The sequence below is a fragment of the Streptomyces sp. CS113 genome, assembly GCF_002188365.1.
In the GTDB taxonomy this organism is placed as follows: Bacteria; Actinomycetota; Actinomycetes; order Streptomycetales; family Streptomycetaceae; genus Streptomyces; species Streptomyces tendae.
Genome location: NZ_KZ195574.1, coordinates 3,258,963 through 3,270,082 on the forward strand (window position 1 = coordinate 3,258,963; position 11,120 = coordinate 3,270,082).

Consider the following 11,120-nt stretch of genomic DNA (forward strand, 5'->3'; position numbering starts at 1 on the left):
ACTCAGGGGCGTACGACGGTCCCGTCGTCGAGGACCGGCAGGAGCAGGCCGTCGGAATAGACCTCGACGAAGGCGTAGCCGCCGGAGCGCACCAGCATCCGGGCGCCCGAGAACGGCTCGGGGACCTGGTCGGACGGGGCGAAGTGCCGGACGATGACCTGGAACAGGTTGAGCTGGTGGTCCACGTAGGGCGGGCCGAGGTGGCAGCGGGCGAAGAAGCCGAGCGGGATCCCGCCGTAGTGGGCCCGGTACTCCTCGCCGATCCACTGGGCCAGCTGCCTGCGGCCGTGCTCGTCCAGGCCCGCGTCGAGGCGGCCGACCGCGTCGCGCAGGCCCTGCGGGCGCGGGGCGAGGCGCTCGCGGCGCAGTGGTGCGGCCGGGCCGGGCGCGCCGACGGTGCGGCGGGGGCCTGCCCCGGCGACGGGGCCCCGGTCGGTGCGGCGCAGGGCGTCCGAGGAGGTGGACGGCGTCCCGGCCGGTCCGCCCGGCTGCACGATGCGACGAGGCCGCTCCAAGTGGCTCATGTGTCCCCCGACGTGAGTGCAGCGTTCTGCGAGAAGTGAAGACTAATGACGTCGAGTCAATACTGCGAGTGTTCACGCCACTTGTGGCCCGCGAAACCCGTTTCGGCCCCGAACTCGCCCCGCACTCGCCCCGTTCCCGCCCGGTTCACCCTGTCACGGCCCGGTACGGCTGACACACTGCCCGGCATGGGGTCGATCTACACGTTCATGGCGGGCATCAACGACTACCCGGAGGAGATCGCGTCGCCGCTGGCGGGGTGTGTCAACGACGTCACGGAGGCCCAGCGGCTGCTGACGGACCGGACGGCGGGCGCGGCCAAGGTGCGGACCGTGCTGAACGGCGCGGCGACCATGGCCGCGGTCGAGGAGGGGATCCTCACGTTCCTCGGGGCTGCCGGGCCCGGTGACACGGCGGTGTTCTGGTTCTCCGGACACGGCTCGCAGTCGGCCGCCGCGGGCCCGGACCTGCTGATCGAGGCCACCGGCTGGAACCAGGCGCTGGTGTGCGCGGACGGACCGCTGCCGGACAAGCGGCTGGGCGCGCTGCTCGACGCGGTGGCCGCGGGCGGGGCGCATGTGGTGGCGGTGCTCGACTGCTGCTATTCCGGGGGCGCCACCCGCAAGAGCGTCCCCGCGGGCCTGACCGCGCGGTTCGCGCCACCGCTGCCCGGCTGGCGGCCGCCGGTGGCCGGACGGGAGCTCGCCCTTCCCGAAGGACCCCGGCGGCACGTGCTGCTGGCGGCCAGCCGGCTCGACCAGCTGTCGTACGAGGGATTCTTCGGGGGCCGACGGCACGGGGCGTTCACGCACGCGCTGCTGAGCGCGGTTCGGGCGGCCGGCCCGGACACCACCTACCGCCAGCTGCTGTCCGCGGCCGCCGCGGAGGTGCAGCGCGCCGGCGGCCGCCAGCGGCCGGTGCTGTTTCCCGAGGTGCCGGGCGGCGCCGCGGATCTGCCGTTCCTCGCGGGCGCGGTGGCGGGGGTCGCCGGTGAGCATCTGCTGCGGTTCGCGGCGGACGGCTGGGAGGTGGACTGCGGCAGCGGTCACGGGCTGCGCGGCGGGGACGGCGCCGACGGCACGGAGTTCGGCGTGGTCGGGCCGCAGGGGGCGGCGCCGGGCACCGTCCTGCGGGCCCGCGTGGTGGGGACCGAGCGGACGCTGGTGGACCCGGTCGGCTGGGCTCCCGACGCCGAGCGGGTGTACCCGGTGAGCCTGACCGCGCTGGCCACCCCGCTCGCGACGGTGAGTGTGGACGACACGGGCAGGCCCGGGGCGGCGGACCTGCTGCGGGCGGCGGTGGCGTCGTACGGCCCCGGGGGCGGGCCCGCGCCGCTGGTACGGGTCGTGACGGCGCCCGAGGAGTACGGGGACCTGCACATCAGGGTGGTGGTGCGGGACACCACCGCGCGGGTGCTGGGGCGGGACGGGACCGCGTTCGTGGAGCCGCTGCCGTTCACCACGGACGCCGACGCCTGGCGGGTCGTGGACTGCCTGTCCCATCTGGCCCGCTGGTACCAGCTGCGAGACCTCACCTCGCGGCCCTCGGTGCTGGACAACCTGGTGCAGGTGGAGGTCGTCCCGTGGGACGCGGCCGACGGCCGGGCCCTCCTGCCGGACGGGAGCGGTGACCTCGTCCTGCCGTATGCGCCGGAGAGCGCACGCGGGCCACGGGAGCCGCGGGTCTCCATCCGGCTGCACAACCGTTCGCCGCACCGCTCGCTGTGGTGCGTGCTGCTCGACCTCACCGACCGCTACGCCGCCGACCCGGCGCTCTTCCCCGGCCACTTCATCGGCCCCGGCTCCACCGGCTACGCCCTGGACGGCGACCCCGTGCAATTCTCGCTGCCGGCGGACCGGGAGACCGTACCGGGAGCCGACTGCCGTGACTGGCTGAAACTCGTCGTCGCCGAGGACGAGCTGAGCACGGTCCCGTTCCGGATGCGGGCGTGGAACCCGGACGAGGCGGGGAGCCGGGACGACGCCGCGGCGGGCGGTCCGGCCGCCGACGGGGTGCTGCGGTTCGGCACCCCGGCGACACCGGCCGGCCCTCGTGAGGCGGGCCCGGTGGCGCAGGGCGCGCCCGGACGCTGGGCGACGCGCACGATCGCCGTGCGGACGGTCGTACCACCGCTGCCGACGGCGGCTACTGGCCGAGGTGCGTGAAGCCCGCCCAGGCGCTCAGGTCGTCCGGGTCGATGTGCCGGGCCCGTTCGGCGAGCCGGGCGGGCAGGCCGGGGGGCAGTTCGCGCTCGGGGTCCAGCATCCACAACTGGGCCCGGCGCAGCGCCTTGGCGGGCGGTTCGTCCTCGACACGCAGGAAGTGGTGGGTCAGGAACATCAGGACCGAGGTCGCGTCGTCCGGAACCGGCCACAGCGAGCCGACGACCGAGCGGGCGCCGGCCACCAGGAAGGACGTCGCGAGGCTGTACGCCTCGTTGTGCCCGCGCCCCGACACATGGCTGCGGCAGGCGGCGAGCAGCACCAGACCGAGCCTTCCGCGCCCGCCGCCGACGGCGTCCGTCAGCTCCTCGGCCGACAACTCTCCTCCGTACAGGGAGAGGTGGGAGCTGCGCCCGGCGGTGGGCGCGACGGTGGCGTGGCAGGCGAGGTGCAGCACTGCGCCCTCCACCGCGTGGTCCGGGTCGTCCGGGTCCGTGCCGTTCAGCCAGGAGAGCACCTCCTGCGGGGTGCCGGGGCCGTCGGCGGCGCCGCCCTCGCGCCGTCCGAGGAACCGGCCGCGCGGGTAGAAGGACCGCTGCACGGCGTCGGCCTCGGCTCCCGCCCAGCCGAGATCTCCGGTCGGGTTGCCCACGACGAGCGCGGCCCCCGTGTGCGCGGTCTCGGGCCGGTCGGCGACGTCGCACAGCAGGCGCGCGGAGGCGGCGTACGAGATCTCCGCCTCGTGCAGCGCGTAGTGGCGCCGTCCGTCCGGCTCCAGCTCCCAGGCCGCGTGCCAGGGCACCAGGCCCAGCGTTCCCATCGGCAGGAACACCAGCCGGGGCGCCCGCCCGGTGCGGGTGGCGAAGACGTCCAGCAGCGGCCGCATCCCGGCGTACCAGGCCCATCCGCACAGCCGGTCGAGCCGCTGCCGCAGGGACGGGATGCCCGGCCGGGCACCGGCCGAGGCCCAGCCGGGGACGGGCCCCGCGTCACGCTCGTCCGTCGCGGACTCGCCGAGCCGGACCGCGCCGGGGGCTCTCGCGCCGACGTACTCGCGCAGGGGTGCCGCGTCCTCGGTGAGGGTCGGCAGGGGCACGGAGTGCACGGCGCCAGTGGTGGTGACGACGACGGCGGTCCCGGGGGTGTCGTCGCCGGCCGGGACCAGGTAGACGAGGGCGTCCTTGCGCAGGGTGCGCAGCGCGGCGGCGATCTCGTCCGGCTCCGGAGGTTCTAGGAGGCGGTCGTGCAGCAGGTCACCGCCGGTGAGGGCGGCCAGGACCCGGCGGCGCAGGGCGCTCGGCACGGCCAGCGGCGTCCGTACGGAGGCGAGCGGGTCGGCGGGTGCGGCGGCGAGGCCCGCGGCCCGCCACTCCTCGGCCAGGGCGTCGTGGCCCGCGGCGACGAGACGTTCGGGCACCGTACGGGATGTGGTCGCCGCGTGCAGGAGAAGGCCGCGGCAGGCGTCGAGGGCCTGGACGGCCTCGTCCAGGGCATGGTCGCGCAGACACCAGCCGGCGACCTCCAGGGCCGTCGAGGTGGCCTGCTTCACGGCCTGCGCGGCATGCTCGGTGCCGGATTGCAGCAGTGCCGCCCAGGCGAGCCCGCGCAGCGCGTCGAGCCCGGTGCGGCGGCCCGTGCCCTTGTCGTCGTGGCGCAGTTCGCCCCGGGTGCGGTAGGCGCGGCCGAGGGCGAGTCCGGCGGCCGCGTAGAGCCGGTGCTCGGGGCCGCCGGCGGCGTCGAAGGCGGACTTCAGCAGGGTGATCCCCTGAGCGAGGTGGCGGGCGCGGGCCGTGGGCAGCACCTGCACCTCGGCCAGCGCGCAGTGGCCCGAGCCGAGGCAGTGGGCGTAGCGCAGCCAGCTGTCACTGCCCTCGTCGACCAGGTCGTACGCCTCCTGGAGCAGCTCCATGGCCTCCCCGATGCCGGTCGCGTCGCGGGCCCGCAGGAACCGGGTGATGCCGTTGTCGCCGAGCACCCAGGCCCGGTGGTCGCGCGGCAGTTCACGGGCCGCGCGTCGCAGTTGGGTCACCGAGGGGCGGCCGGTCAGGGGTGGTGCGGGTGGCGCGCCCCGTTCGTCGGCGAGGCGGTCGCGGGCCGAGCGGGCGTTCTCCAGCAGGGTCCACAGTTCGATGCGTGTCGAGTCCTCGGGTTCGAGGTCCGCGTGCACGGCGAGCATCTGGGCGATGTGGTCGTCGGCCGCCGCGAGGTCGCCGCGCTGGACGGCCGCCTGGGCGTCGAAACCGGCCTGCTGGGCGGACATGACCCGGCGGTGGTACGGGGACAGGCGAGGGTCGTCGCGCAGTTCGCGCCACAGCGCGCCGGCCGCCTCCAGGTCGTCGGCGGCGCCGGCGGTCTGCCCGCGGTGGGACATGGCGGCGAACCGGAGCAGGTCCATGCCGTGCCCGAGTCCGTCGTCCGTGCCCCCCGCCGCACCCGCCGCCTCGGCCTGCGTGAGGTGGTCGAGGACCGCGTCCATGCCGCGGCCCGTGCCGCTCAGCTCCTCGCGCAGCCGGGCCTGGGCGACGACGGCGTGCGCCTTGCGCTGCCAGGCCGGATCGTCCTTCCCGTGGGACAGGACGAAATCGATCAGTTCCGCCTTCTGCGCCTCGGTGACGTGGGTGCCGTGCGGGTCGAGGAGCAGGCCGTGGGAGAGCAGGTTGAGGGCGAAGAAGGCGCGTTCGCTGCCGTCCTCCAGGGTCGTGAAGCGCTCATACCCCAGGTCGAAGGCCTCCGCCCCCCGGGCGATGCCGTCCATGCCCTTGATGATGCCGGGCAGGTCGTCGTCGGTGTCGCTGAAGTCCAGGAAACCGCGCCCCTCGACGAGGTCGCCGAGCATCCCGAGGTAGGTGCTCCGTGCGTTCTCGACGCGCATCGCTTCCGGGATGTCCTCCGGGGATCCCGGGGTGATGCCATGGTCCTGCTCCAGGGCGAGCCAGGCCCAACTGCCCATTCCCTGGGCCATCTTGTGCACACTTCCCGCGAGGGCCAGGTCGTCTTCCCCGAGGATCAGCGCGCAGGCCCGGGTGACATCGTGGAGCCGCGCCGGATCGGGGTCCTCCCGGTACCGGCTCATCTGGAAGACCGCGAGGAACAAGGCGGTGACGGTGACCACGCCGTCGCGTTCCGGCGTCCAGTCGTCCAGCGCCCGCCGGATCAGCCCGATCGCCCGGTCCTGGCCGGCGCCGTCGCCCCGCGCGCTCGCCCGCTCGTACAGCAGGCGCCCGAAGCTGTCGAGGAAGACCGGGGTGAGCCGCTCGACGTCGGCCGGGTCGGCGAGCAGCTCGGTCAGCTCCACCTCGGCCGCGGCGGCGTGCGCCTGGTCCTTCCAGTTGGCCCAGATGACGAAGCGGATGAGGGCGCTGCGGATCCCGGCCTCCCAGGCCCAGGACGGCTGCTGCCCGGTCGCCCGCCGCGCCTCGAGCAGCGCGGTGCCGAACTCCTCGCGGGCCTGCTCCAGTTCGGCGCGGTCGGTCCGCGCCCGGCCGTGCACCATGAGGGCGAATCCCAGGCTGTAGCGGACGAGGGGCAGATCGCTGGTGGGCAGTCCGGCGTCGAGGACGGCCCGGTAGTGGACGGCCGCGGCCTCGGCGTCCGCCGGGTCGCGCAGCAACTCGCTGCGTTCCAGGTGGAGGTAGCCCCGTGCCTCGGTCAGGTCGACGGCCTCCTCGCTGCCGGGCTCCAGCGTGCCGGCCGCCGCCTCGTGCCGGCGCAGGGCCTCGTCCAGGAGCCCGACGCGCTGCGGGACGGGTCCGTCGCAGTGCAGGTAGCGCTGTTTGGCGCAGGCCGCGAGCAGTTGCCGGCCCAGTCCCCTGACGAGGTCGTGATCGGCATCGTCCGCGGGCAGCGCCGCCAGCCCTTCGGTGAGCAGCTCCCCCACCGCGTCGAGGAGTTCCGCACCGGGTTCGCTGTCGTACTGGAAGGCCCGGACGTGCCCGAACATGATCCGCCAGGCTGCCCAGTCCCCGCCGTCTCCGGGTGCCTCGAAGGCGAGTTCGAACGCCTGGGCGGCCAGCTGGAGGTCGTCCTCGCTGCCCTCCGTCACCAGGTGCAGCCGGTAACTGAGTTCGCCCGCCAGGGCGCACAGCGCGGGTGTCTCCGGGTCGCCGGACTCCATGGTGGCGAGCGTGTCGAGGAGCTCTTCGCGCCTGGCGCGGAGTTCGGCGACGAGGGCGTCGTCCGGGGTCGGGGCTGCAACGGTCACGGGCGAGCTTCCCAGGGTTGTCGTGGACGCGCGCCGTCAGGGCGCGAGGTGGACGTAGTAGGGCAGCAGCATCGAGTTGAGCCAGTCCCGCCCCTCGGCCGTGTCGAAGTCCACCGCACCCTCCTCCTCGCAGCGCAGCGTCCCGGGCCGGCAGCGGTCGCCGAACAGCACCACCGTGCGGTCCGCCGGTTCCCGCTTGGACGACCACACCAGCCCCTGTGCCCACGGCTCGGTGTGGCGGCGGATCCAGTGCGCCCAGTCACGGGTGTACGGGTATTCCTGGGCCTCCGTGTGCACGAGCCAGGTGTCCTGGTGCACCGCGGCCAGGTCCCGCGCGCTCATCAGGGGCAGCACGCACAGGTCGGCGGTGAGCCGCAGCGTGCTCAGGCGGCGCCCCCGGACGGCGGCGCGGGGCAGCAGCCGGGGCCCTCCGAGGGGGTCGAAGGGCAGCGACCGCAGCAGCGTCTCGCACACGGCGGCAGCCCCGCTCAGCCCGGTGTACAGGTAGCCGTAGGGATCGTGCGCGGTGGCGTCGAAGCGGCCGCCTCCGTACAGGCAGTGCGAGGGCTTCGGGTTGAAATCGGCGGCGCCGCGGTGCGAGCCGTGCACGCGGTACAGCAGGGTGCCGCGGGCCAGCGTGACCTTGCCGGGGTCGCCGGTGAGCTCCTCGGGCGGCCGGTAATTGGGCACGGCTACTCACTCTCCACTGAACGCGGCACGGCTAGTAGTCACTCTCCATCAGGAACCGTGCGGTCTCCACGAGCTGGGCGTCCCGCCCGGTGCCGAGCAGCCGGACGGGGCTGGTGCCGAGCCAGGCGTTGGCCGACAGCCACCAGTCGGCCGCTCCCCAGGGATCGTGGTCGGCGTCCAGCAGCGCGTTGACCTCCAGGACGGCCAGCCAGGGCAGGGCGTCCTCGGAGAACTGGAAGCGCGGCAGCCGAAGCCGGCCACCGGTGCCGCGCAGCCGGATCAGGTCGGGCGCGTAGGGGGAGCCGCCGTGCCGCTCGACCGTCTCGGGGTCCAGCGCGGGCTCCGCGAGCAGCCGTTCGCGCACCGGGCGCAGGAGCGGCCCGACCATGCGGTGCCCGTCGATGAGCAGCACGGCCAGGTCCTCGGTGGCGAACCCCTCCACGGTCGGCGGTCCGCCCGCGGTCTCGTGGACGGCGACGAGCCGCGCCGGTCCGGCCTCCCCGAACTCCTCGGGCAGTCGCTCCCGCAGCAGCCGGGCGGCCCGGTGCGCGGCGCCGCGGGCCTGTTCGTCCTGCTCCGGGGCGCGGGCCACGGTGAGCAGCTCGGCCAGCCGGGCACGGACTTCCGGCCCCAGCCGCTCCGAGAGACGGTCCCAGCGTGCCGCGGCGGCGGCCAGGACGACGTGCGGATCAGACGGGCCCCTGCGGCCCGGCCGAGGCGATGCCATCACTCCTCCTCCCTGCGGTGGCCAGCAGCCGTTCCAGCAGATCGGCGCGGGCATGGCGGCGTACGACGAAGTGGATGTCCCAGTCGGCTCCGCGGGCCAGTTCCGCCTCCACGGCCGTCCACAGCGCGCCGAAGCTCTCCAGGGCCGGCAGGCCGCCGCGGCCCGCCCCCAGCAGGGGCAGGCAGATGGAGGTGAGGGGCGGATCGTGGCGCCCGGACTCCTCGGCGAGCTGCCGGAAGGCCCGGTCGACGGCGCGGGTGATGTCGGCGGGCTGGACGTCGTAGTCGTTGGTGCCGGGGCGGGGCACGGCCACGGCGAGGTGGTAGATGCGGCGTACGCCCTGGTCGGCGAGGGCGCCGGCGGAGGTGACGGCGACCGTGCCGGGCAGGGCCGCCCGGCCGGGGAGTCCGTGGCGCGCGGACCAGTCGCGCAGTTCGTCGTGTATCCGGTCCTCGACGACGCCCCCGGTCGCGTCGGTGCGGGCCCCGGCCCGGCGCAGCGTCGCCGCGACGGACGACTTGTACGGGGCGGGGAGCACGAAGTACGTGTTCGACGGGGAGACCACGACGTCGACGTCCCGCAGGAGGTCCACCGAGTGGACGTGCAGGGTGACCGGGACGGCCCGGCCGTGCACGCGGGGCTCGACCACGCGGTGGGCGGCGGCGAGTCCGGGCCGCCCGGCGGCCGCCGGGCCCTCGTGGGGCGGCGCGGCCGCGGGAGCGCGGCCGGCCAGGCCGACGATCTGTTCGGTGACCTGGTCAAGCACCATCAACTCGTGGTGCTTGCGGAACCGTTCGACGCTGACGCCGTACACCTCGGCGGCCCGGCGCCGCCGGTCGGCGGGGGGCCAGTCGCGGGTGCCCTGGGCGAGGCCGAGGGTGTACTCGGCGGCCGCCTGGAGGGTGCCGCCGCCGATGCCGGTGACCGCGTCCCGCAGCAGCCGCTCGACCGCCGGGCCGGTGGGCTCCCCCCGGGCTCCGGGGCGTTCGCGGGCGATGCGGAGCAGTTCCGGGACGGCGAGTCCGCGGAGCCGGACGACGCCGGCCCGTCGCACCGCTCTCACCTCGGCGAGCACCGCCGCGTGATCGGGCTGGTGAGGGGGAGGCGGCATGGCATGAAGAATCCCATTGCCGCCTCCGTCCTCACAAGCCCGATCCGGCGCTCCCCCCGGTTCTTCCATTGCACCGCACGGCCCGGTCGCGGCCGGGTCTCTTTCCGGGCGGTTCCGGGGCGGCGCCCCGCTCCGGGCGCCGGGGCGCCCGTGCCGGGCGCTACACGAACAGGCTCACCACCGCGGCCACCACGAACCCGGCGACGGACAGCACGCTCTCCAGCACGGTCCACGTCTTGAGCGTGTCCCGCTCGCTGATGCCGAAGTACTTGGCGACCATCCAGAACCCGCCGTCGTTGACGTGCGAGGCGAAGATGGAGCCGGCCGAGATGGCCATGATGACCAGGGCCACGAACGCCTGCGAGTGGTCGCCCTCGGCGAGCAGCGGCGCCACGATGCCCGCCGTCGTCACGATGGCCACCGTCGCCGAGCCCTGGGCGACCCGCAGCACCACGGAGATCAGGTAGGCCAGGACGATCACCGGCAGGCCGACGTCGTTGAAGGTGTCGGAGAGGGCCTGGGCGACGCCGCTGGCCTTGAGGACGGCGCCGAAGACCCCGCCTGCGCCGACCACCAGCAGGATGTTGCCGACCGGCTTCAGCGAGGCCGTCGAGACGGTCTCCAGGGACTTGCGGGACCAGCCGCGCCGGATGCCGAGCAGGTAGTAGGCGAGGAGCAGGGCGATGGTCAGCGCGACGAACGGGTTGCCGAAGAACTCGATCACCGAGCGGAGGGTGGACGGGTCCAGGGCGATGGAGGAGAAGGTCGCGGCGAGGATCAGGACCAGCGGGGTGCCGATGATGCCGAGGACCGTGCCGAGCGCGACCGGGGTCTCGGTGGGCGCGACGCCCGCCGTGCGCTGCTCCTCGATGACGGCCTGCTTGGCCTCCTCGGAGGCCTCGACCATGTCCTGCGGCACGGGCACGAAGATGCGGCGGCCGATCCAGGCGGAGAACACCCAGGCGGCGAGGACGGCGGGGATGCCGCAGACGATGCCCATGAGGATGATCCAGCCGAGCTTGACGTTCAGCAGTCCGGCGGCGGCCACCGGGCCGGGGTGCGGCGGCAGGAAGGCGTGGGTCATCGACAGGCCGGCCAGCAGCGGCAGGCAGTAGAGCAGGATCGACTTGCCGGAGCGCTTGGCGGCGGCGTAGACGATGGGCGCGAGGACGAAGATGCCCACGTCGAAGAAGACCGGGATGCCGAAGATCAGGCCGGTGAGGCCCATGGCGAGCGGGGCGCGCTTCTCCCCGAAGAGGCCGAGCAGCCGGGAGGCCAGCACCTGTGCGCCGCCGCTGACTTCGAGGATCGCGCCGAGCATGGTGCCCAGGCCGATGATGATGGCGACGTGGCCGAGGATGCCGCCCATGCCGGACTCGATGGTGGAGACGGCGTCCGACTTCTGGACGGTGCCGAAGAGTTCGGTGACCGACAGGCCGGCGAGCAGGCCGACGGCTATGGAGACGGCGAGCAGCGCGACGAAGGGCTGGAGCCGGACCTTGATGATGAGGAAGAGCAGCAGCGCGATGCCGATGGCGGCGACGGTCAGCAGACCGGCGGTGCCGTCGATCAGGGTGAGCAGGCCGCCGGTGTGGGGTGGGGTCTCGGCGGCGGCAAGGGGGAGGGACGAGTAGGACATACGGGGGTCCTCTGGATAAGTACATGGAGCTTTCGGGCAGGGTGGAGCGCGGCACGGCGCCCCCGGGG

At 74.4% G+C, this 11,120-nt stretch carries 7 protein-coding genes; 1 reads left to right on the plus strand and 6 read right to left on the minus strand.

All coding sequences use genetic code 11. The annotated features are described in order from the left end of the window. Positions 1-2 precede the first annotated feature (2 nt). A complete protein-coding gene (locus B9W62_RS14055; RefSeq protein ID WP_087807513.1) occupies positions 3-524 on the minus strand; it encodes a hypothetical protein in 522 nt (173 codons plus the stop codon). A gap of 186 nt (positions 525-710) precedes the next feature. Here B9W62_RS14055 and B9W62_RS14060 point away from each other — a divergent pair, with 186 nt between their 5' ends. After that, positions 711-2,687 carry a caspase family protein gene (locus tag B9W62_RS14060; protein WP_087807514.1) on the plus strand — a complete coding sequence of 659 codons (1,977 nt, stop codon included), beginning with the start codon at positions 711-713 and terminating at the stop codon, positions 2,685-2,687. On the opposite strand, the gene B9W62_RS14065 is transcribed toward B9W62_RS14060, so the two are convergent. The 5 genes from B9W62_RS14065 to B9W62_RS14085 all read right to left on the minus strand — a co-directional run bounded on the left by B9W62_RS14065 (position 2,668) and on the right by B9W62_RS14085 (position 11,052). Further along, positions 2,668-6,885: a CHAT domain-containing protein gene (locus B9W62_RS14065; protein ID WP_087807515.1), complete on the minus strand. Its 4,218-nt coding sequence runs from the start codon at positions 6,883-6,885 to the stop codon at positions 2,668-2,670. The two genes, B9W62_RS14060 and B9W62_RS14065, sit on opposite strands and share 20 nt — an antisense overlap. Positions 6,886-6,921: 36 nt before the next feature. After that, positions 6,922-7,575: an RES family NAD+ phosphorylase gene (locus B9W62_RS14070; RefSeq protein WP_087807516.1), complete on the minus strand. Its 654-nt coding sequence runs from the start codon at positions 7,573-7,575 to the stop codon at positions 6,922-6,924. A gap of 31 nt (positions 7,576-7,606) precedes the next feature. Next, entirely contained in the window at positions 7,607-8,302 is a 696-nt protein-coding gene (locus B9W62_RS14075) for a hypothetical protein (RefSeq protein ID WP_087807517.1), read from the minus strand. Further along, positions 8,265-9,413: a macro domain-containing protein gene (locus B9W62_RS14080; protein WP_087807518.1), complete on the minus strand. Its 1,149-nt coding sequence runs from the start codon at positions 9,411-9,413 to the stop codon at positions 8,265-8,267. Before B9W62_RS14080 ends, B9W62_RS14075 begins: the two co-directional genes overlap by 38 nt. A gap of 160 nt (positions 9,414-9,573) precedes the next feature. Continuing rightward, the gene (locus B9W62_RS14085; RefSeq protein WP_087807519.1) at positions 9,574-11,052 is read right to left on the minus strand and encodes a GntP family permease; all 1,479 of its coding nucleotides are present in this window, start codon (positions 11,050-11,052) and stop codon (positions 9,574-9,576) included. Positions 11,053-11,120: the final 68 nt, after the last annotated feature.

Bases quoted from the DNA above. Each gene is read 5' to 3' on its own strand.
- B9W62_RS14055 (WP_087807513.1), bottom strand. From the start codon at position 524: ATGAGCCACTTGGAGCGGCCTCGTCGCATCGTGCAGCCGGGCGGACCG.
- B9W62_RS14060 (WP_087807514.1), top strand. From the start codon at position 711: ATGGGGTCGATCTACACGTTCATGGCGGGCATCAACGACTACCCGGAG.
- B9W62_RS14075 (WP_087807517.1), bottom strand. From the start codon at position 8,302: ATGGCATCGCCTCGGCCGGGCCGCAGGGGCCCGTCTGATCCGCACGTC.
- B9W62_RS14080 (WP_087807518.1), bottom strand. From the start codon at position 9,413: ATGCCGCCTCCCCCTCACCAGCCCGATCACGCGGCGGTGCTCGCCGAG.
- B9W62_RS14085 (WP_087807519.1), bottom strand. From the start codon at position 11,052: ATGTCCTACTCGTCCCTCCCCCTTGCCGCCGCCGAGACCCCACCCCAC.